General features: G+C 58.8%; 23 protein-coding genes. 15 read left to right on the forward strand and 8 right to left on the reverse strand.

Annotated features, from left to right (window positions below; all coding sequences use genetic code 11):
- Positions 1 to 48: 48 nt before the first annotated feature.
- From ABTW55_RS21135 to pyrC, 6 genes are all read right to left on the reverse strand, one after another.
- Positions 49 to 675, reverse strand: a complete 627-nt coding sequence (locus ABTW55_RS21135) for a LuxR C-terminal-related transcriptional regulator (RefSeq protein ID WP_033646453.1) — start codon at positions 673 to 675, stop codon at positions 49 to 51.
- A 216-nt stretch (positions 676 to 891) separates the two neighbouring features.
- Positions 892 to 2,007, reverse strand: a complete 1,116-nt coding sequence (gene solA, locus ABTW55_RS21140) for an N-methyl-L-tryptophan oxidase (RefSeq protein ID WP_060420578.1) — start codon at positions 2,005 to 2,007, stop codon at positions 892 to 894.
- Positions 2,008 to 2,148: 141 nt separating this feature from the next.
- Complete coding sequence (gene bssS, locus ABTW55_RS21145) at positions 2,149 to 2,403, reverse strand: biofilm formation regulator BssS (protein WP_004927812.1); 255 nt, start codon at positions 2,401 to 2,403, stop codon at positions 2,149 to 2,151.
- A gap of 201 nt (positions 2,404 to 2,604) precedes the next feature.
- Complete coding sequence (locus ABTW55_RS21150) at positions 2,605 to 2,883, reverse strand: hypothetical protein (RefSeq protein ID WP_033646451.1); 279 nt, start codon at positions 2,881 to 2,883, stop codon at positions 2,605 to 2,607.
- Positions 2,884 to 3,013: 130 nt separating this feature from the next.
- On the reverse strand, positions 3,014 to 3,253 hold the full coding sequence (gene dinI, locus ABTW55_RS21155) for a DNA damage-inducible protein I (RefSeq protein ID WP_033638037.1): 240 nt from the start codon (positions 3,251 to 3,253) through the stop codon (positions 3,014 to 3,016).
- A gap of 75 nt (positions 3,254 to 3,328) precedes the next feature.
- Positions 3,329 to 4,375, reverse strand: a complete 1,047-nt coding sequence (gene pyrC, locus ABTW55_RS21160) for a dihydroorotase (protein ID WP_060420581.1) — start codon at positions 4,373 to 4,375, stop codon at positions 3,329 to 3,331.
- 213 nt (positions 4,376 to 4,588) lie between these two features.
- Between pyrC and ABTW55_RS21165 the strand changes: the two genes are divergently transcribed.
- Entirely contained in the window at positions 4,589 to 4,876 is a 288-nt protein-coding gene (locus tag ABTW55_RS21165) for a putative quinol monooxygenase (RefSeq protein WP_033647446.1), read from the forward strand.
- 61 nt (positions 4,877 to 4,937) lie between these two features.
- Here the strand turns inward: ABTW55_RS21165 and rne are convergent, their stop codons facing one another.
- A complete protein-coding gene (gene rne, locus ABTW55_RS21170; RefSeq protein WP_072265001.1) occupies positions 4,938 to 8,318 on the reverse strand; it encodes a ribonuclease E in 3,381 nt (1,126 codons plus the stop codon).
- 552 nt (positions 8,319 to 8,870) lie between these two features.
- On the opposite strand from rne, the gene rluC reads away from it, so the two are divergent.
- Positions 8,871 to 9,830 (forward strand): 23S rRNA pseudouridine(955/2504/2580) synthase RluC, encoded by a 960-nt coding sequence (gene rluC, locus ABTW55_RS21175; RefSeq protein WP_060420590.1) that lies wholly within the window; start codon positions 8,871 to 8,873, stop codon positions 9,828 to 9,830.
- A 6-nt stretch (positions 9,831 to 9,836) separates the two neighbouring features.
- Here rluC and ABTW55_RS21180 read toward each other — a convergent pair whose 3' ends face one another.
- Positions 9,837 to 10,418: a nucleoside triphosphate pyrophosphatase gene (locus tag ABTW55_RS21180; protein ID WP_060420593.1), complete on the reverse strand. Its 582-nt coding sequence runs from the start codon at positions 10,416 to 10,418 to the stop codon at positions 9,837 to 9,839.
- A gap of 141 nt (positions 10,419 to 10,559) precedes the next feature.
- On the opposite strand from ABTW55_RS21180, the gene yceD reads away from it, so the two are divergent.
- From yceD to ABTW55_RS21245, 13 genes are all read left to right on the forward strand, one after another.
- Entirely contained in the window at positions 10,560 to 11,081 is a 522-nt protein-coding gene (gene yceD, locus ABTW55_RS21185; protein ID WP_004927780.1) for a 23S rRNA accumulation protein YceD, read from the forward strand.
- Positions 11,082 to 11,097: 16 nt separating this feature from the next.
- Positions 11,098 to 11,265, forward strand: coding sequence for a 50S ribosomal protein L32 (rpmF, locus tag ABTW55_RS21190; protein WP_004927778.1), 168 nt, complete (start codon positions 11,098 to 11,100; stop codon positions 11,263 to 11,265).
- Positions 11,266 to 11,276: 11 nt separating this feature from the next.
- Positions 11,277 to 12,311, forward strand: coding sequence for a phosphate acyltransferase PlsX (plsX, locus tag ABTW55_RS21195; protein ID WP_071883797.1), 1,035 nt, complete (start codon positions 11,277 to 11,279; stop codon positions 12,309 to 12,311).
- Positions 12,312 to 12,317: 6 nt separating this feature from the next.
- Positions 12,318 to 13,271 (forward strand): beta-ketoacyl-ACP synthase III, encoded by a 954-nt coding sequence (locus ABTW55_RS21200; RefSeq protein ID WP_025302411.1) that lies wholly within the window; start codon positions 12,318 to 12,320, stop codon positions 13,269 to 13,271.
- Between the two features lie 18 nt (positions 13,272 to 13,289).
- Positions 13,290 to 14,219, forward strand: a complete 930-nt coding sequence (gene fabD / locus ABTW55_RS21205) for an ACP S-malonyltransferase (RefSeq protein ID WP_015377451.1) — start codon at positions 13,290 to 13,292, stop codon at positions 14,217 to 14,219.
- Positions 14,220 to 14,230: 11 nt separating this feature from the next.
- A complete protein-coding gene (gene fabG, locus ABTW55_RS21210) occupies positions 14,231 to 14,965 on the forward strand; it encodes a 3-oxoacyl-ACP reductase FabG (RefSeq protein WP_016928193.1) in 735 nt (244 codons plus the stop codon).
- A gap of 154 nt (positions 14,966 to 15,119) precedes the next feature.
- Positions 15,120 to 15,356, forward strand: coding sequence for an acyl carrier protein (acpP, locus tag ABTW55_RS21215; RefSeq protein ID WP_004719003.1), 237 nt, complete (start codon positions 15,120 to 15,122; stop codon positions 15,354 to 15,356).
- A gap of 82 nt (positions 15,357 to 15,438) precedes the next feature.
- A complete protein-coding gene (fabF, locus tag ABTW55_RS21220; RefSeq protein WP_033638042.1) occupies positions 15,439 to 16,680 on the forward strand; it encodes a beta-ketoacyl-ACP synthase II in 1,242 nt (413 codons plus the stop codon).
- A gap of 145 nt (positions 16,681 to 16,825) precedes the next feature.
- On the forward strand, positions 16,826 to 17,623 hold the full coding sequence (pabC, locus tag ABTW55_RS21225) for an aminodeoxychorismate lyase (protein WP_015377453.1): 798 nt from the start codon (positions 16,826 to 16,828) through the stop codon (positions 17,621 to 17,623).
- A gap of 13 nt (positions 17,624 to 17,636) precedes the next feature.
- The gene (gene mltG, locus ABTW55_RS21230) at positions 17,637 to 18,662 is read left to right on the forward strand and encodes an endolytic transglycosylase MltG (RefSeq protein WP_033646443.1); all 1,026 of its coding nucleotides are present in this window, start codon (positions 17,637 to 17,639) and stop codon (positions 18,660 to 18,662) included.
- A complete protein-coding gene (gene tmk, locus ABTW55_RS21235) occupies positions 18,652 to 19,290 on the forward strand; it encodes a dTMP kinase (protein ID WP_033646442.1) in 639 nt (212 codons plus the stop codon). Before mltG ends, tmk begins: the two co-directional genes overlap by 11 nt.
- A complete protein-coding gene (gene holB, locus ABTW55_RS21240) occupies positions 19,290 to 20,297 on the forward strand; it encodes a DNA polymerase III subunit delta' (RefSeq protein WP_033655059.1) in 1,008 nt (335 codons plus the stop codon). Before tmk ends, holB begins: the two co-directional genes overlap by 1 nt.
- 19 nt (positions 20,298 to 20,316) lie before the next feature.
- Positions 20,317 to 21,093, forward strand: a complete 777-nt coding sequence (locus tag ABTW55_RS21245) for a metal-dependent hydrolase (protein WP_016928186.1) — start codon at positions 20,317 to 20,319, stop codon at positions 21,091 to 21,093.
- Positions 21,094 to 21,208 lie beyond the last annotated feature (115 nt).

The raw sequence follows: 21,208 nt of genomic DNA on the forward strand, positions 1-21,208 counted from the left end.
TGCTGGAAGAATGGCGATAAAAAAGCCTGCGTTATCGCAGGCTTGATGTCATACCGCCAGCAGCGCCAACGGCGTCGAGTTCGTTGGCGTGTTCGGCGGGTAGAAATAACGCAGCACGTTATACAGCGAGTAGAACTCCAGCCGGTTGCGCGCGTTGATCTTCTCCGTGATGTGGCGCTTGTGCACGTATACCGTATGTGAGCTGATCTGCAGCTTTTTCGCGATGCGGTAGTTGGGCATTTCCGCCATCCAATACTTCATTACCGTCAGTTCCTGCGGGCTGAACAGGGAACGCTCTTCGCCGTCATCGGCCAGCGCCAGCGGATTTTCGCGCAGCGTGCGTAAGGTGAGCGGCAGAATGCTTTTATTGAACAGAAACGCGTTATCGGCGATGCGCATTGGCGTTTCGCTGTAGGGGTAAGGCGTATCGAGATAGATAAAAAGCAGGGCAGACTGGCTGGCTTCCATAAACGCCAGCAGCTGTGCGTCCGCTTCGTTATAGCGGCACTGATTGCTGAGGTTCACCAGAATGTGGCTCGGCTGAAAGCTGGCCAACAGCGGCGTAGCGTACTCAATGCTGTGGCAGCACTTGATCGTCGTAATCCCACTATCAGCAAAGTAGCTGGCTATACCGACCCGGGTGAAGCAGCATTCGTCCACGACAAGTAGTTTCATGGTGACGTCCTTGTTGAAAGCCGATGGAGCATATCTTCTGTAAAATAGGACTTACACTGCAAGTGTTCAATTCGGAAATTCAACTGCTGAATGCAAGAAATTTCCGTTATAAGAATTTTTACTTGGTATTTAAAAGAGTTAGCAGGTTAAGAAATTGTAACCGTCAGATTTCGCTGTCCAGGGCTCGACGGGAACCAGGACAGCGACAGCCTTCGCTTAGCTAAATCGTTTCAGACCAAAGCTGGAGACGTCGACCGGCGGCGCTTTGTCCTGCGCGAACAGCGCGGCAATCTCGCCCAGTGCGCTGGCGAACTTGAAGCCGTGGCCGCTCAATCCGCTGATGACCATCAGGCGATCGCACTCCGGCAGGGTATCGATAATAAAGTCTTCGTCGGGGCTCATGTCATAGCTGCAGGCTTCGCCGTGTAAACATACGCCTACACCCGGCAAAAACTGCCGCAGGAAGGTGAAGACTTCGGTGCCGTCGCTGGCGTGGCTGCCGAAAGGTTTACGCTGCTCGGGGGCATCCATCGGCTGGCCACCGTCGTGTTTGCCCACTTTCAGGCCGTCGTTATCCGCCGGGAAGCCGTAATAGTGCGTGCCGTCTTGCGCTTCAACGGTAAAGGCCGGGAAGCGATTGTTCACGCTGTAGCGGCCATCCGCCTGATGCCAGGAGAATACCTTGCGCAATGGCGCAACCGGCAGCTGCGGCACCAGCGCTTTCACCCAGGTGCCGGCGGTGACCACCGCTTTTCGCGCCGTGAAACGCCCTTCGCCGGTGACGACTTCAACGCCGCCATCGATAGGTTCCACCGCGCTGACCGGGCAGTTGAACAACTGGCTGCAGCCGGCCTCTTTCGCCAGCTTGATCAGGCTGGCCACCGCCAGTTCGGAACGCAGGAAGCCGGCGTCCGGCTCGAAAACGCCGACGTAACCTTCCGGCGTGCGGAATTCCGGCCAGCGTTGAGCAATCTGTTCGGCGCTGAGGGTTTGTGCGTTCAGGCGGAATTTTTGCGCGCTGAGCTGCGCATTGCGAATGAATTCGGAGTGCTGCGGCCCCAGGTTGAGTACGCCGCACGACTGGAACAGTTCCTCGCCGGATTGCTGAATCAGCGCATTCCACAACGCCTGCGCGCGCAGCACCAGCGGCACGTACTTTTCACCTTCGCCGTAAGCGTGACGGATGATGCGGGTATCGCCGTGATGGCTGCCGTTGCGGTGCGGGGGAATGGCGCTGTCGATCATCAGCACTTTCAAGCCGGCGCGGGTTGCGTAATACCCTGCCGCTGCGCCGACTGAACCGCTGCCCACCACAATCAAATCATATTCCACGTGCCCACCCTCTCTGATAGCGATTTCTTATCGCACCATGATAAAAGGTTGGCGGGCGCAATGCACTGATTGAACGGCGAAAGGCAAAGAAAAAGGCGCCGGGAATGGGGCGCGGCGCCTTAGGGGTTAGGGGACGATGAATCAATGTTTTCTGCGATCAAGATCCTGATAATCCGTAGCTTCAATCTTGGCGATGCCGGCCTCTAAGATATTGATTAATTGACGGGCGACATCTGTGGTCAGCCAAAGCGTTCTGTCTACTTGGGCTTCTTCGGGCGTTTGGTCTAGTGAAGACAGGTAATGAAGGCGTATCATCATGGCGTCGTAAACGTCGACAGTACTGATATCCCAACCGACAAGCGGGTGCGTCTGAATTACTTCATCATTTCTGTCCATAAAGACCCCTTATTGAGTAGTAACTACCGTGAGTGACTAACGAGGATCAATGCGGCTCATCATCATGAGAGCAATTACAGTATACGCATCCGCTTTCATCGGTGGAGGGGGTTGTCACCAAAATTTGCAAAATAAATATTTATTTGAGCAATTATTCTACAAATTTGTATGTGTTGCAGTGGGTGAGTACAGCGCGGCGCGTTATTCCGCGTCGGCAGGTGGCGATGCACCATACAGACATTTTTCCAGCTCTTCGGCCAAATGGGCGAAATGCTTTTGCGTTTCGGCGTCGCGATTCTGGCTGTGCGATTCCAGCTTCAGGCTGTGGATCAGCCGCTGGTTGGCTTTGTCATCCAGGCTGAAGGCCAGATAAGAGAAAGCCACTTCCAGTACGTTCAAGCGCCTTTTCTGATCGGCAATCAACGCCAGCAGTTCGCCAAACGTCATTGCGTCTTCGGATTTCACCTTGTCCGGGGCCATGCTTACTCCTTTGCGTTAAATACAGCGCTGAGGCGGATTTTGTTCCAGAGTAAGGGTAAGCGATGAATGGGCTGGGCGCCAGAAACAAAAAAGCCGGAGAGCGACCCCCGGCAAAAACAGCATTGCAGTGTTATTCTGCGCTGAACCACTCGTCCGCGCTTTCCCAGGTTTCCTGAAGGATTTCCTCGATCAGATCCCGGTCGGTTTTGGCGCCCCCCAGCACGGAGAGCCCGTTGGCGCCGGCATAACGTACGTGCACGACGGCGTCTGGAAACTGGCGATTGACCCGTTTGCCCAGTTCACCGGTCAGCGCCTCAATGGCGCCCGACGGCAGCGGCCGGGTTTTATCTATAGTGACTTCAACACGCATAATTGCCCCCGAAGCGATTTACTGTTTATTTATACAGTTAACCGAGTGCGGGAGCAAGAGGGCGAAGAAAAAATATCAGTCTTTCAGCGACCAGTTCAGGGTTTCACCGGCCAGGAAGGGGATCACGGATTCATTGCCCAGGGCGATCTCTTCCGGCTGGGTGGTCGACACGCGCTGCAGCTCGATGAAGTCTTCGTTGAGCGGCAGGCCATAGAAACGCGGGCCGTTGAGCGAGCAGAAGGCCTCAAAGTGCTCCAGCGCGCCGAGCTGTTCGAACACCGCGGCGTAAGCCGGGATGGCATTCGGCGCGTTGAAACAGCCGGCGCAGCCGCAGCTGGACTCTTTGCGATGCTTGAGGTGCGGCGCGGAGTCGGTACCGAGGAAGAAACGATCCGAGCCGCTGGCGACCGCCTGACGCAGCGCTTCCTGATGGACATTGCGCTTGAGGATCGGCAGGCAGAACAGGTGTGGGCGAATGCCGCCGACCAGCATGTGGTTGCGGTTGAACATCAGGTGCTGCGGCGTGATGGTGGCGCCGAGGAAACGATTGCCTGCCTGCACATATTGCGCCGCTTCTTTGGTGGTGATGTGCTCGAAGACGATCTTCAGCTCCGGGAACTGCTGGCGGATCGGTTCCATCACCTGCTCGATAAAGCGCGCCTCGCGGTCGAAGATATCGACGGCAGGGTCGGTCACTTCGCCGTGGATCAGCAAAGGCATGCCGATTTTTTGCATCTGTTCGAACAGCGGGTAAATGCCGGTCACGTCGCTGACGCCGTGGCTGGAGTTGGTGGTGGCGTTGGCCGGATACAGCTTGGCGGCAGTAAACACCCCTTGCTCAAAGCCGTTGACCAGTTCACTGGCCGCCAGGGAGTTGGTCAGATAGCAGGTCATCAGCGGAGTGAAGTTGTGACCCTGCGGGACCGCCGCCAGAATGCGATCGCGGTAGGCGCGCGCGGCGGCCACGGTCGTTACGGGCGGAACCAGGTTCGGCATCACGATCGCCCGGCCAAATACCTGGCTGGTATAGGGCACCACCGTTTTCAGCATCTCGTCGTCACGCAGGTGGATATGCCAGTCGTCTGGGCGGCGGATTTTCAGAACTTGAGGTTGTGCGGTCATCTAGCTAGGCTCCGGCGGTCAAATACGTCTAATGAAAAGCGAATAATGGGTTTATTCACGCCGGGGTGTAAGGATAAGCGGAAAGCGCCTGAGATGCATCTGTTTGTTGGCGACAAGTTGAAATCAATAGCGCGGCGGGCGCATAGTAACAGGGATTTCAACGATGCCGACGCCAATACCGTCGACCTTCATCAAGTGGAAAGAGAGAAAGCAATGGAAGTACGCGTTATCGCCACCCTGCAAGCGAAAGCGGGATTTGAAGACGCCGTCAGCGAAGCGGTGCACGACATTCTCGAGCCGAGCCGCCAGGAGTTGGGCAACCTGCAATATGATTTGCATCGCGATCTGGAAAAGCCGGGCGTTTTCGTGTTCTTTGAGCGTTGGGCCAGCAGCGAAGCGCTGGATAAGCATAATGAGACGGCGCATTTTCAGCAGTTCGTCAGCCGGCTTGACGGCAAGTTGGATGTTTTAGACATCAAAAAACTGAAAAAGATAGCCTGAGCCTTTTTGCAGGCAAGAAAAAACCCGCCGATGGCGGGTTTTTTTAGAGCTGCAGATTAACTTATTCGTTAACCGGCTGCGGCTTGGTGGCCGGCGCGGTGGCCTGGCTCACCGCCGAATGGCCGCCTGCCGAGCCTTTGCCTTCAAAGTTGAAGGAAGGGCGCTGCCAGTCGCTGTGCTTGCGTTCTTCCGGCACGTAGGCCGGCGCAGGCGCTTTGGTCATCGGCGCAGTGGCGATGTGTTTGTACAGTACGTCCTGCACGGCTTTCACCGGTGCCGGCTGCTGAGCAACCACTGGCGCAGGTTCTGCGGCGATTGGTGCCGGGGCTTTTTCGACCGGAGCGGCTTCCACGGCGGCTGGCGAAGGCGCTGCTTCTGCCACTGGCGTTTCTTCCGCTTGCGCAGCTTCTGCCGGCGCAGCGTCGACCACAGGCTCGTCTTCCACCGGCTTGGCTTCAACCACAGGTTCTGCCGCAACGGTTTCAGCTACCGGCTCGGCTTCCACTGCCGGGGCAGTCTCTTCCGCTTTCGGTTCTTCAACTGCGGCAGGTGCCGGCGCGGCTTCCACCGGCGCCGGGGTTTCCTCGGCCGGGGTGGCAACGACAGGCGCTACGGCTGCAGCTTCTTCCGTTACGGTAACGGCCGCAGTTTCAACGGCGGCTTCTGGTGCCGGCTCGTTGACGCTGGCCGCAGCCTGAGTTTCTTCCACGGCAACGCTGTGCTGTTCAACCGCTGCGGCGACAACCGGTGCCGCTGCCTGTTCTACTTCTACGGCTTCGGCCTGCACTTCGGCTTCTTCAACCTGAGCAACCGGGTAGCTTACCCAGACTTTGCCCGATGCCATTTCCGGCGAAGCGAACGCGCCCGCCAGCGGCATTGGGGACTGCAGCGGGTAACGCTCATCGCGGTAACGACGGCGACGCTGGCCGCTGACGCGCAGGTGACGCGGTGAACGACGGGAACGGCGCGGCATGCCTTCGCCGTTGCCACGGTTTTCGCCCTGGGCATCGTCTTCCGGCTGAGCGGCAACGGTTTCCGGCAGCAGCTTGACGCTGTCGTCGGCGGTCGGCTGCGCGACTTCGGCTTTCGCTACCGGCGCTTTCGGCGCCAACAGCTCTTCCGCTGCACGCTGCAGTTCTTCTTCCGCAGACAGGATACGCACTTTCTGCGACAGAGGGCGGCGCTGGCGGCGCTGCATGTTCTGCTGCTGGCGTTCTTCCTGCTTTTCGTCGGTGCTCTCGACCGCTTCAACGCTTTCCAGCGCTTTCACTTCCTGCTGAGCCTGACGTTTTTCTTCCTGACGACGACGCTGGCGTTCAGCACGCTGCTCACGGCGTTGCTGCTGATCTTCGCGCGGCGCTTTAGCGCTTTCTTCCGAAGCGGATTCCTCCGCTACCGGCGCGTTCTGCTGCTGGTTGCGGCGGTTACGGCGCTGTTCATCGCGGGATTCACGCGATTCACGGCCTTCGCGGTTCTCACGCGGCTCACGGTTGTCGCGCTCGCGATTGTCACGGCCTTCACCGCGCTCTTTACGCTCGCCGCGTTCCGGACGGTCGCCACGCTCACCGCGCTCTTTACGGCCGGTGCCTTGGCGACGCTGACCGCGACGATCCTGACGACGGTTTTCACCGTTGCCTTCCGCCTTCGGCGTTTCGGCCGGTTTGGTTTCTTCGACGGCAGGTTGTTCCTCACCGGCGAACAGGCTCTTCAGACCACCGAACAGGCGGCCCAGGAAGCCCGGCTTGGCGGCGGCCGGCGCTGCGGCTTTAGCTTTGGCGGCGGCAGCGGCAGGCTTGGCCACGGCGGCAGGTTCTTCAGCCGGCGGTGGCGCATCGGCGGACAGGGAGAAGGAAGCCAGGGCCGGTTGCTCCGGACGCTTGCGTTCCATCGGCGCGTCTTCCAGCGGGCGCTCCATGTCTTCTTCGTGCAGCTTCGGCAGCAGGTAGCTGAGGGTAGAGGTTTCCTCGCCCTTGCGCACGCGCAGCACCGAGTAGTGCGGGGTTTGCATTTCATCGTTAGGCACGATGACGGCTTTCACGCCACCCTGACGTTTTTCGATCGCGCTGACGGATTCGCGCTTTTCGTTCAGCAGGTACGAAGCAACCTGAACCGGCACGATAGCGTGAACTTCTTTGGTGTTTTCCTTCAGCGCTTCTTCTTCGATCAGGCGCAGGATGGACAGCGCCAGCGATTCGTTGTCGCGAATGGTGCCGGTGCCGTTACAGCGTGGGCACACGTGGTGGCTGGATTCGCCCAGCGACGGGCTGAGGCGCTGACGGGACATTTCCAGCAGGCCGAAACGGGAAATGCGGCCGATCTGGATGCGCGCGCGGTCTTGGCGCACGGCATCGCGCAGGCGGTTTTCCACTTCGCGCTGGTGGCGAACCGGCGTCATGTCGATGAAGTCGATGACGATCAGGCCGCCAAGGTCACGCAGGCGCAGCTGGCGAGCGATCTCGTCCGCCGCTTCCAGGTTGGTGTTGAACGCCGTCTCTTCGATGTCGCCGCCGCGGGTGGCGCGGGCGGAGTTGATGTCGATGGCGGTCAGCGCTTCGGTGCTGTCGATGACGATCGAGCCGCCGGACGGCAGGCGCACTTCACGCTGGAAGGCGGATTCGATCTGCGATTCGATCTGGTAGTGGCTGAACAGAGGGATTTCACCGCTGTACAGTTTGATTTTGCTGCTGAAATCCGGGCGGCCCAGCGCAGCGATGTGCTCTTTGGCCAGATCGAGAATTTTCGGGTTGTCGATCAGGATTTCGCCGATGTCCGGGCGCAGGTAATCGCGGAAGGCGCGCACGATAACGTTGCTTTCCTGGTGGATCAGGAACGGCGCGGGGCGGCCTTCGGCGGCTTTTTTAATCGCTTCCCAGTGCTTCAGGCGGAAGGAGAGATCCCACTGCAGCGCGTCGGCGGATTTGCCTACGCCCGCGGTGCGAACGATCAGACCCATGCCGTCCGGCAGTTGCAGCGAGGAGAGCGCTTCTTTCAGCTCGGTGCGATCGTCACCCTCGATGCGGCGGGAAATACCGCCGGCGCGCGGGTTGTTCGGCATCAGCACCAGATAACTGCCCGCGAGACTGATGAAGGTGGTCAAGGCGGCGCCTTTGTTGCCACGTTCTTCTTTGTCTACCTGAACGATGACTTCCTGGCCTTCGCGCAGCACATCTTTGATGTTCGGGCGGCCATGGGAGGAGTAATTGCTAGGGAAGTATTCGCGGGCGATTTCTTTAAGAGGGAGGAAACCATGTCGTTCTGCGCCGTAGTCCACGAACGCTGCTTCAAGACTTGGTTCAATGCGGGTGATTTTGCCTTTGTAAATATTCGCTTTTTTCTGCTCATGACCCGGACTTTCGATATCCAAATCATACAGCCGCTGTCCATCTACGAGGGCAACACGCAACTCTTCCTGCTGAGTTGCGTTAATCAACATTCTTTTCATCTTAACTTACTCGTTATTTTTACATTATCGACAAAGCTGCGGGCAAAATAACCTCATGGCCGGAGTTAAACCGAAAGCCCCGTGTCTTCTCGCAAAGCCGTCAACCTCACGGTTGTCGCCTGCATAGGGGCGCATTATCTCGGTAAGCCTGCTTTTCTTTGTGAAAGACAGCACTTTTACTAGGGGAATAGCCTCTGATTTACGTCGACAGATCTGATTCCATTTGCCGGCCAAGCTGCAACCCGCAGCCCGCTAATTGTTTGATTTCGCATTACGTCTTACGCCATTGCTGCGTTTTTGCGCGATCAGACAAATTTTATAATTCCACCGTTTTCCCTGTTTAACGAGAATCAACGCGGAAAGTGACTGCATTATTCCACTGCTGATGCCGTTATAGCAAGGTGACTTTTCCTTAACTGCGGAAGAAATCGCAAACGTTCAAACCGGCTTGCTGCCTTATTGTCCGCTGGGGTTTCGCCCACCGTCAGAGAGACAGTTAAGCACAGAAAAAGATGTGGCGCTATTCACGCGCTCTATTTAGAATCCCGCACCATGAAAACGAACAATCCAGCAGTACAATTCATCACGATTTCCGACGACGAAGCCGGTCAGAGAATCGACAACTTTCTGCTCGCTCGCCTGAAAGGCGTGCCGAAGAGCATGATTTACCGCATCGTGCGCAAAGGCGAGGTGCGGGTCAATAAAGGGCGCATCAAGGTCGAATACAAATTGGCGGCCGGCGACGTGGTGCGCGTGCCGCCGGTGCGGGTGGCCGAGCGCGAAGAGACGCCGGTGTCGGCCAAGCTGGATAAGGTAGCCGCGCTGGCCGATTGCATTCTGTATGAAGACGACCACCTGCTGATCCTCAACAAGCCTTCCGGCACCGCGGTGCACGGCGGCAGCGGCCTGAGCTTCGGCGTGATCGAAGGGCTGCGCGCGCTGCGCCCGGAAGCCCGCTTCCTCGAGCTGGTGCACCGTCTGGATCGCGATACCTCCGGCGTGCTGCTGGTGGCCAAGAAGCGCTCCGCGCTGCGCTCGCTGCATGAACAGCTGCGGCTGAAGGGCATGCAGAAGAATTATCTGGCGCTGGTGCGCGGCCAGTGGCAATCCCACTGCAAGGCCGTACAGGCGCCGCTGCTGAAAAACATTCTGCAAAGCGGTGAGCGCATCGTGCGCGTCAGCAGCGAAGGCAAGCCTTCGGAAACCCGCTTCAAGGTGGAAGAGCGTTACGAATTCGCCACCCTGGTGAAGGCCAGCCCGATCACCGGGCGCACTCACCAGATCCGCGTGCACACGCTGCATGCCGGGCATCCGATCGCCTTTGACGATCGCTATGGCGACCGCGAGTTCGATCGCCAGCTGGCGGGTACTGGCCTGAAGCGGTTGTTCCTGCACGCCGCGGCGCTGCGCTTCGAGCATCCGGCCACCGGCGAAACGATGCGCATCGAAGCGCCGATGGACCAAGAGCTGCGCCACTGCCTGCAGGTGCTGCGCCGGCAGGTGGCCAAGTAATCCGCGTCAGACCAGCGGGTTGATGCCTTCAGCCCGCAACATGTCCAACAGCGCGATCAACGGCAGGCCGATCAGGGCGTTCGGGTCCCGGCCTTCCAACCTGTCGAACAGCGCGATCCCCAATCCCTCGCTCTTGAAACTGCCCGCGCAGTTCAGCGGTTGCTCCAGACGTATATAGGCGGCGATCTCCGCTTCGCTCAACGCGCGAAAATGCACGTGGAACGGCTCACACAGGGCCTGCAGCTGCTTGCTGCGGCCGTTGTACAGCGCCAGGCCGGTATAGAAGGTCACGGCCTGGCCGCTGGCCTGACGCAGCTGCGCCCGGGCGTTTTCCTCGGTATGGGGCTTGCCGGTGATGTTGCCATCGATCACGCAGACCTGATCGGAGCCGATGATCAGATGCTCGGGATAGGCGAGGGCCAGCGCCTGAGCCTTCGCCGCCGCCAGGCGCAGCACCAGCGCTTCGGCGCTTTCGCCCGGCAGTGGGGTTTCATCCACCTCGGGTGCGGCGCAGTCGAAGGGCAGCCGTAACTTCTCCAGCAGCATTTTTCGATAGGGTGAGGTGGAGGCTAAAAGCAATCTCTGCATAATTTTTTTCGCAAACCGTAGCGTAAATGGGTATGGCATTTTAAACTGTCGGCCGCTGTGGAAGCGAATATTGGTGAAAGGAGCCGTTTTACGGCCTTTTTCTTTGACTCTATGTCGTTACAAAGTTAATATGCGCGCCCTATGCAAAAGGTAAAATTACCCTTGACCATTGATGCGGTACGTACCGCTCAGAAACGCCTGGACTATGCTGGTGTCTATGCGCCTGAGCAGGTTACTCGTGTTGCCGACTCCGTGGTCAGTGTGGACAGTGATGTCGAGGTGTCGTTGTCGTTCAATATCGACAATCAACGCCTCGCGGTGATAACAGGGCATGCGGACGTCACGGTAACGTTGATGTGCCAACGCTGTGGAGTCCCGTTCGAACATCAGGTTCACACAACATATTGTTTTAGCCCGGTCGTCAATGATGAGCAGGCTGAGGCATTACCGGAAGCGTACGAACCGATCGAAGTTGACGAGTTTGGCGAAGTCGATCTGTTGGCGATGATTGAAGACGAAATTATTCTTTCACTGCCTGTCGTTCCGGTACATGAATCTGAACACTGTGAAGTGTCCGAAGCGGACATGGTATTTGGCCAACTGCCTCCCGAGGCGGAGAAACCGAATCCGTTTGCCGTATTAGCCAGTTTAAAGCGTAAGTAATTGAGGAGTAAGGTCCATGGCCGTACAACAGAATAAACCAACCCGTTCCAAGCGTGGCATGCGTCGTTCTCACGATGCTCTGACCACGACTACTCTGTCTGTAGACAAAGTATCCGGTGAAACTCACCGTCGTCACCACATCACTGCCGACGGTTTCTACCGCGGTCGCAAGGTTATCGGCTAAGTAGCGATACCTTGACTCGTCTAACCCTGGCGTTAGATGCAATGGGCGGGGACTTCGGTCCCTGCGTCACAGTGCCTGCTTCGTTGCAGGCACTGGCCTCTAATTTACAGCTTCATCTCCTGCTGGTCGGCAATCCCGACGTCATCTCCCCTTTGCTTGCCCACGCCGATCCGGTTCTTCTGGAGCGTCTGCAAGTCGTGCCCGCCGAGTCCGTGATCGCCGGCGACGCCAAACCTTCACAAGCGATACGCGCCAGCCGCGGCACGTCGATGCGCATTGCGCTCGAGCAGCTCAGCAGCGGTAAAGCGCAGGGCTGCGTCAGCGCCGGCAATACCGGTGCGCTGATGGGATTGGCGAAGCTGTTGGTCAAGCCGCTGGAAGGCATCGAGCGCCCGGCGCTGATGACGGCGATCCCGAATCAGCAACGCAGTAAAACCGTGGTGCTGGATTTGGGCGCCAACGTCGAGTGCGACAGCACCATGCTAGTGCAGTTTGCCGTGATGGGCGCGGTGATGGCGGAAGAGGTGATCGGCATTGCGCAACCGCGGGTGGCGCTGCTGAATATTGGCGAAGAAGAGACCAAAGGCCTGGATAATATCCGCGAAGCGGCCGCTGTGCTAAAAAATACTCCGGCAATCAACTATATTGGTTACCTGGAAGGAAACGAGCTGCTCACCGGCAAGACCGACGTGTTGGTGTGCGATGGCTTCGTGGGCAACGTCACCCTGAAAACCATGGAAGGGGTGGTCAGGGTGTTCTTATCGCTGCTGAAATCGTCCGGCGACGGCAACAAGCGAGCGTGGTGGCTGAAATTGTTGGGCCGTTGGTTGCAAAAACGGGTGGTTAAGCGGTTCGGCCACCTGAACCCCGACCAGTATAATGGCGCATGTCTGTTAGGATTGCGCAGCACCGTAGTCAAGAGCCACGGCGCTGCGAACCCTCACGCGTTTGCAGTCGCAATCGAACAGGCTGTGCAGGCGGTGCAGCGGCAAGTCCCGGAAAGGATTGCTGCGCGCCTTGAGGCTGTATTACCTAAGAGTGACTGATCGTACATGTATACAAAGATTCTCGGTACGGGGAGTTATTTGCCCGTACAAGTGCGCACCAATGCTGATTTGGAAAAAATGGTGGATACATCTGACGAATGGATCGTCACGCGTACCGGTATCCGCGAACGTCGCATCGCCGCTGCGGATGAAACCGTCGCGACGATGAGCTTCCAGGCCGCTGAGAAAGCGCTGGAAATGGCAGGTGTGGCTAAAGAAGACATTGGGCTGATCGTCGTGGCGACCACCACGACCACTCACGCGTTCCCGAGCGCGGCGTGCCTGGTGCAGCAAATGCTGGGCATCAAAGACTGCGCGGCGTTCGATCTGGCTGCGGCCTGTGCCGGCTTTACTTACGCGCTCAGCGTGGCCGATCAGTACGTGAAGAACGGCGCGGTCAAACATGCGCTGGTTATCGGCGCGGACGTCTTGTCGCGCACGCTGGATCCTGAAGATCGCGGCACCATCATTCTGTTTGGCGATGGCGCAGGGGCGGTGGTGCTGGGGGCTTCTGAAGCGCCGGGCATTCTGTCTACCCATCTGCATGCCGACGGCAGCTACGGCAACCTGCTGACGCTGCCGTACAAGGATCGCCAGAATCAAGACAAGCCGGCCTATGTCACCATGGCGGGCAACGAAGTCTTCAAGGTTGCGGTTACCGAGCTGGCGCGCATCGTCGACGAGACGCTGCAGGCCAACAACATGGACCGCAGCGAGCTGGATTGGCTGGTGCCGCACCAGGCCAACCTGCGCATCATCAGCGCAACGGCGAAAAAACTGGGCATGGGGATGGACAAAGTGGTGGTGACGCTCGATCGTCACGGCAACACCTCTGCCGCCTCGGTGCCTTCCGCACTGGACGAAGCGGTGCGCGACGGGCGAATTCAGCGTGGCCAACTGGTGCTGCTGGAGGCCTTCGGCGGCGGCTTTACCTGGGGCTCGGCGCTGGTTCGTTTCTGATTTGGACAGGAAGAAAAAATGACGCAATTTGCTTTTGTTTTCCCGGGCCAGGGGTCGCAGACCGTTGGCATGCTGGCCGAGTTGGCCGCACAGTTCCCGATCGTCGAGGAGACCTTCGGCGAGGCGTCTTCCGCCCTGGGTTACGACCTGTGGCAGCTGGTGCAGCAAGGCCCGGCGGAAGAGCTGAACAAAACCTGGCAGACCCAACCGGCTCTGCTGGCCGCCTCGGTGGCGATTTTCCGCGTTTGGCAACAGCAGGGCGGTAAAGCGCCGGCGCTGATGGCGGGCCACAGCCTGGGCGAATACTCGGCGCTGGTCTGCGCCGGCGTGCTGGACTTCAAGGCGGCGATCCGTCTGGTTGAGCTGCGCGGCAAGCTGATGCAGGAAGCGGTGCCGGAAGGCACCGGCGCGATGTACGCCATCATCGGTCTGGACAACGACGCGATCGCCAAGGCGTGTGAAGAGTCTGCGCAGGGGCAGGTGGTTTCTCCGGTCAACTTCAACTCGCCGGGCCAGGTGGTCATCGCCGGCAACAAAGAAGCGGTTGAGCGCGCAGGCGCCGCCTGCAAAGCCGCAGGCGCCAAGCGCGCGCTGCCGCTGCCGGTGAGCGTGCCTTCGCACTGTGCGCTGATGAAACCGGCCGCCGACAAGCTGGCCGTGGCGCTGCAGGACATCACCTTCAACGCGCCGCAGGTGCCGGTGGTGAACAACGTCGACGTGCGCACCGAAAACGATCCGGAAGCGATCCGCAGCGCGCTGGTGCGTCAGCTGTACAGCCCGGTGCGTTGGACCGAGAGCGTAGAATTTATCGCAGCACAGGGAGTGACGTCGCTGCTGGAAGTGGGGCCGGGCAAAGTGCTGACCGGTCTGACTAAACGTATTGTTGACACCCTGACGGCTGCGGCGGTGAACGACACCGCCAGCCTGTCGGCGGCGCTTGAACAATAAAGAGGAAAATGATGAGCTTCGAAGGTAAAATCGTTCTGGTCACCGGCGCGAGCCGCGGTATTGGCCGAGCTATTGCAGAAACGTTTGTGGCACGCGGCGCCAAAGTGATCGGCACCGCGACCAGCGAGAGCGGCGCTGAAGCGATCAGCAGCTACCTGGGCGCAAACGGCAAAGGGTTTATGTTGAACGTTGTTGATGCGCAATCTATCGACAGCGTGCTGGCATCGATTCGCGCCGAATTTGGCGAAATCGACATTTTAGTGAATAATGCCGGCATCACGCGTGATAACCTGCTGATGCGTATGAAGGATGATGAGTGGGAGGATATCCTCGACACCAACCTGACTTCCGTATTCCGCCTGTCAAAAGCGGTAATGCGCGCTATGATGAAAAAGCGGTTTGGCCGTATCATCACCATCGGTTCCGTTGTCGGCACCATGGGGAACGCAGGGCAGGCGAACTACGCGGCGGCTAAAGCCGGTCTGATTGGTTTTAGCAAATCTTTGGCACGTGAAGTTGCTTCGCGTGGCATTACGGTCAACGTCGTGGCACCTGGCTTTATTGAGACGGACATGACACGGGCGTTGACAGATGATCAACGCGCAGGCATTTTGTCATCAGTTCCAGCCAACCGGCTGGGCGATGCTAAAGAAATCGCCAGCGCTGTTGCATTTTTGGCCTCTGATGAGGCCGGCTATATCACCGGTGAAACGCTACATGTCAATGGCGGCATGTACATGATTTAAAAAATGTGAAAACCATTTGCGTTATTTGAGGCAAAAACCGCAAAATAGCGTAAAATCGTGGTTTGACCAGCCGGGATTTAGTTGCATCTTTTTCAGCATTTTATACACTACGAAAACCATCGCGAAAGCGAGTTTTGATAGGAAATTTAAGAGTATGAGCACTATCGAAGAACGCGTTAAGAAAATCATTGTTGAGCAACTGGGTGTTAAACAGGAAGAAGTTTTGAACAACGCTTCTTTCGTTGAAGATCTGGGCGCTGATTCTCTTGACACCGTTGAGCTGGTAATGGCACTGGAAGAAGAATTCGACACCGAGATTCCAGACGAAGAAGCTGAGAAGATCACTACTGTTCAGGCAGCTATTGATTTCATCAACGCTAGCCAGCAGTAAGAGAACATATCTAGGCGGTCGCTCGACCGCCTAAGTTTTTTCTATCCCTAGTGTCATATTTTTCCCTCCCTGGAGGACAAACGTGTCTAAGCGTCGAGTAGTTGTGACCGGACTGGGCATGTTGTCTCCTGTCGGCAATACGGTAGAGTCCACGTGGAACGCTCTTCTTGCCGGTCAGAGTGGCATCAGCCTGATCGACCATTTCGATACCACTGCCTATGCGACCAAGTTTGCTGGCCTGGTAAAGAATTTTAATTCCGAGGATTTCATCTCGCGCAAAGATGCGCGCAAGATGGACGCCTTTATCCAGTACGGTATCGCTGCCGGCATGCAAGCCATGCAGGATGCAGGCCTGGACATCACCGAGGCTAACGCCAGCCGCATTGGAGCCGCGATCGGTTCCGGCATCGGCGGCCTGGGTTTGATCGAAGAAAACCACAGTTCACTGGTTAACGGTGGCCCACGGAAAATCAGTCCGTTCTTCGTGCCATCCACCATCGTGAATATGATTGCCGGTCACCTGACAATCATGTACGGCATGCGTGGCCCAAGCATTTCCATCGCCACCGCCTGTACTTCAGGTGTGCACAACATCGGCCATGCGGCGCGTATCATTGCCTACAATGACGCGGACGTGATGCTGGCCGGTGGGGCAGAGAAAGCCAGCACCCCATTGGGCGTCGGCGGCTTTGGCGCAGCGCGCGCCCTGTCCACTCGTAATGACAACCCGCAGGCGGCGAGCCGTCCGTGGGATAAAGACCGCGACGGTTTTGTGCTGGGCGACGGCGCCGGCATGATGGTGCTGGAAGAGTACGAGCACGCGAAAAAGCGCGGCGCGAAAATCTACGCCGAAGTGGTGGGCTTTGGGATGAGCAGCGATGCTTATCACATGACGTCGCCACCGGAAAACGGCGCAGGCGCTGCGCTGGCGATGGAAAATGCCCTGCTTGACGCCGGTGTGACCCCGTCACAAATCGGCTACATCAACGCGCACGGCACCTCTACGCCGGCGGGCGACCAGGCGGAAGCGCAGGCGGTGAAATCCGTCTTCGGCGCCGATGCAGAACGCGTGCTGGTGAGCTCGACCAAATCGATGACTGGCCACCTGTTGGGTGCGGCAGGCGCGATCGAGTCTATCTTCACCGTGCTGGCGCTGCGCGATCAGGCGGTACCGCCAACCATCAACCTGGATAACCCGGATGAAGGTTGCGATCTGGACTTCGTGCCTCACGAAGCGCGCCAGGTCAGCGATATGGAGTTCAGCCTGTGTAACTCCTTCGGCTTCGGCGGCACCAATGGCTCGCTGATCTTCCGCCGAGTGTAACTCGCGCTGTGGATAGCTGATGAAAAGCCCGGTTTTTTAACCGGGCTTTTTTACGCCTATCGTCTGGACACCAACAGGGCTGCGTATCGCCTCGTCGCCTGCTATTCTGCGAGCGTAATGAAATCACCCGGCAACAGGAGGAAGCATGTACTGGATTAACGGACAACGCCACGATGCGCTGGCGCCGAGCGATCGCGGCCTGCAGTTCGGCGATGGCTGCTTTACTACTGCCCGGGTTATCGATGGTAAAATCGAGCTGCTGCCCTGGCATCTGGAGCGGCTGCAGCAAGCGGCGCAGCGGCTGATGCTGCCCGCCACCGATTGGCTGGCTTTCGAGCGGGAGATGGCGCTGGCGGCCGAATCAATTCCGCTCGGCGTGGTCAAAGCGATACTGACGCGCGGCAGCGGCGGGCGGGGTTACAGCCCGACGGGGTGCGAAAACCCGACGCGTATCGTGGCCCGCAGCAGCTACCCTGCGCACTATTTGCAGTGGCGCGAGCAGGGCATCACGCTTGCGCTCAGCCCGGTGGCGCTGGCGCGCAATCCGTTGCTGGCGGGGTTGAAGCATTTGAACCGCCTGGAGCAGGTGCTGATCCGCGCGCATCTTGACCAGACGGCCGCCGACGAGGCGCTGGTGCTTGACACTGCCGGTATGCTGGTGGAATGCTGTGCGGCTAATTTGTTCTGGCGTAAGGGAAAAGCGGTATTTACCCCGGATCTGAGCCAGGCAGGCGTCGCGGGCCTGATGCGGCGGCGGGTGATCGCGCTGCTGGCGGGCTCGGAATACCGTCTGCACTGCGTCAGTGAACCGCTGGAGACGCTGGCCGATGCCGACGAAGTCCTGGTGAGCAATGCGCTGATGCCGCTGCTGCCGGTAAACGCTGCGCAATCATGGCGCTATGCTTCGCGCCAGCTGTATGATTTTTTGCGTCCACACTGTTAACCATGGCTGATTGATGAAGAAAAGAAAGCTGAAGGTCCTGTCTATTATTGTTGTTCTGGTATTGGCGCTGCTGTTTTGGGGCTACCAGAAGATCGAACGCTTTGCCGATACGCCACTGGCTATCCAACAAGAAACCATCTTCAAACTGCCGGCCGGCACCGGTCGGGTAGCGCTGGAAGGGCTATTGGTGCGCGATAAGCTGGTGCGCAACGGCCGCTGGTTCCAGTGGCTGCTGAAGCTGGAGCCGGAGCTGGCGGAGTTTAAAGCCGGCACCTACCGGTTCACGCCGGGCATGACGGTGCGCCAGATGCTGAAACTGTTGGCCAGCGGCAAAGAGGCGCAGTTCACCGCACGCTTTATCGAAGGCTCACGCCTGCGTGACTGGCAGCAGGTGCTGCAGCAGTCCAAATACCTGAAACACACCCTGGCGGGCAAGAGCGAAGCGGAGATTGCCGCCGCGCTCGGCATTCCTGCGGGAGAAACGCCGGAAGGGCATTTGTACCCGGATACCTATCAGTATACCGCCGGCATGAGCGACATCGCGCTGCTCAAACGCGCACACGTGCGCATGAACAAAGCGCTGCAGGCCGCCTGGGCCGGCCGCGACACCAGCCTGCCGTATAAAACGCCGGAAGAGCTGCTGACCATGGCCTCGATCGTCGAGAAAGAGACCGCGGTGCCGGAAGAACGCAGCAAGGTGGCGTCAGTGTTCGTCAACCGCTTGCGCATCGGCATGCGCCTGCAGACCGATCCGACGGTGATCTACGGCATGGGCGAAAGCTATAATGGCAACATCACGCGCAAGGATCTGGAGACGCCGACACCGTACAACACCTATGTGATCGCCGGCCTGCCGCCAACGCCGATCGCCATGCCGGGTGAGGCCTCGTTGCAGGCGGCCGCCAATCCGGCCAAAACGCCTTATCTCTATTTTGTCGCCGACGGCAAGGGTGGGCATACCTTCACCACCAATCTGGCGAGCCATAACCAGGCGGTGCGCGTGTACCGTCAGGCGTTAAAGGAAAAGAATGAAAAGTAAATTCGTTGTTATCGAAGGGCTGGAAGGCGCGGGTAAAACCACCGCGCGCGATACGGTGGTCAATGTGCTGCGCGAACACGGCGTCAGCGACATCGTCTTCACCCGCGAGCCGGGCGGCACGCCGCTGGCGGAGAAGCTGCGCGATCTGTTCAAGCGCGGCATCGACGGCGAATTGCCGACCATCAAGGCCGAAGTATTGATGCTGTACGCCGCGCGCGTGCAGCTGGTGGAAACCGTGATCAAACCGGCCCTGGCGCGCGGCGCCTGGGTGGTGGGCGATCGCCACGATCTCTCTTCACAGGCTTACCAGGGCGGCGGCCGCGGCGTGGATCCGCAGCTGATGAGCTCGCTGCGCGACACCGTGCTGGGGGATTTTCGCCCGGACTTGACGGTGTATCTCGATCTGCCGCCGCTGGTCGGCCTGCAACGCGCGCAGGCGCGCGGTCAGCTGGATCGCATCGAACAGGAGGCGCTGCCGTTCTTCGAACGCACCCGCGCTCGCTATCTCGAGCTGGCGGCGCAGGATAAAACCATCGTCACCGTCGACGCCGCCCAGCCGCTGGAGCAGGTGACCGCGGCGATCCGCGACTGCGTCGGCCACTGGCTGCGGCAGCAGGAAGGCGCATAATGAACTGGTACCCGTGGCTGAACGGCCCTTATCGCCAGCTGATTGGGCAGTACGCCGACGGCCGAGGCCATCATGCTCTGCTGCTGCACGCGGCGGCGGGCAACGGTGACGATGCGCTGGCCTACGGCCTGAGCCGCTGGTTGATCTGCCAGCAGCGCAACGGTGAAAAAAGCTGCGGCGAGTGCCACAGCTGCCGGCTGATGCTGGCGGGAAACCACCCGGATTATCACGTGCTGGCGCCGGAAAAGGGCAAGAGCAGCCTGGGCATCGAGCCGATCCGCCAGGTGATTGAAACGCTGTACGCCCACGCGCAGCAGGGCGGCGCTAAAGTGATTTGGCTGCCGCAGGCGGAACAGCTGACCGAAGCGGCGGCCAACGCGCTGCTTAAAACGCTGGAAGAGCCACCGGAGAAAACTTATTTTCTGCTGGGTTGCCGTGAGCCGTCGCGGCTGATGGCGACGCTGCGCAGCCGTTGCCTGTATTGGCATTTGGCCAGCCCGGATGAGCAGCTCAGCCTGCAGTGGCTGGGCCGACAGGCGGCCGGCTCTCAGACGGACCGCCTCACGGCGCTGCGCCTGCACGACGGCGCGCCGCTGGCCGCCGAACAGCTGTTGCAGCCGCAGCAGTGGCAACAGCGCAGCGCCCTGTGCGCCACGTTGAGCGCCGCGCTGCCGCAGCGCGATATGCTGTCGCTGCTGCCGGTGTTGAACCATGAAGACGTCGCCGAGCGCCTGCACTGGCTGTGCGCGTTGCTGGTGGACGCGATGAAGTGGCAGCAGGGCGCGCATCACTATGTATTGAATCAGGATCAGCAGCCGCTGGTGCATCAGCTGGCCAGCCTGCTGAGCAGCGCCTCGCTGCAGCAGATCGTGCAGCAGTGGCTGAACTGCCGCCATCAGCTGCTCAGCGTGGTGGGCGTCAATCGTGAGCTGCTGCTGACCGAACAGTTACTTCGCTGGGAACAGATGCTCGGCGCCGCCGGCTATTCCCAACCTCATTCGCTGTAAAGTAAAAGAGTTAAAAATTATGTTGTTAGTCGATTCTCATTGCCACCTTGACAGTCTGGATTATCAAACGCTGCACCAGAATGTGGACGATGCGCTGGCCAAAGCCAAGGCGCGCGACGTCGGCTATGTGCTGGCGGTTGCCACCACGCTGCCGGGTTACCGTTCCATGACCGAGCTGATCGGCGAGCGCAACGACGTGGCCTTCTCCTGCGGGGTGCATCCGCTCAATCTGGAAGAGGGGTATGATTACGCCGAACTGCGTCGCCTGGCGGCGGCGGAGCAGGTGGTGGCGCTGGGGGAGACCGGGCTCGATTACTTCTACCAGAAAGACAACCTTGAGCTGCAGCAGGACTCTTTCCGCGAACATATCCGCATCGGCCGGGATCTGAACAAGCCGGTGATCGTCCACACTCGCGATGCGCGCGCGGACACGCTGGCGATCCTGCGTGAAGAGAACGCACAGGACTGCGGCGGCGTACTCCACTGCTTCACTGAAGATCTGGCCACGGCCGAAGCTCTGCTGGATCTGGGCTTCTACATCTCCTTCTCGGGCATCGTCACCTTCCGCAACGCCGAACAGCTGCGCGAGGTGGCGCGCTATGTGCCGCTGGATCGCATTCTGGTGGAAACCGACTCGCCTTATCTGGCGCCGGTGCCGCATCGCGGCAAAGAAAACCAACCCGCCTATGTGCGCGATGTGGCTGAATACATGGCGGTATTGAAGGGCGTCAGCCTGGAACAACTGGCCGAAGCCACCACCGCCAACTTTTCACGTTTATTTCACCTCGAACTGTGATCTTTGACCTAGGCTATAGCTGTAGGTCATTGTCTGCGTAATTTTTTTTAAGCTCGTAATTAATCACTGAAACGGGTAAGGTTCCCTCCCGTTTCAAGGTGATTGATGCGTGTTT

This window comes from Serratia sp. SM04 (genome assembly GCF_040280225.1).
In the GTDB taxonomy this organism is placed as follows: domain Bacteria; phylum Pseudomonadota; class Gammaproteobacteria; order Enterobacterales; family Enterobacteriaceae; genus Serratia; species Serratia sarumanii.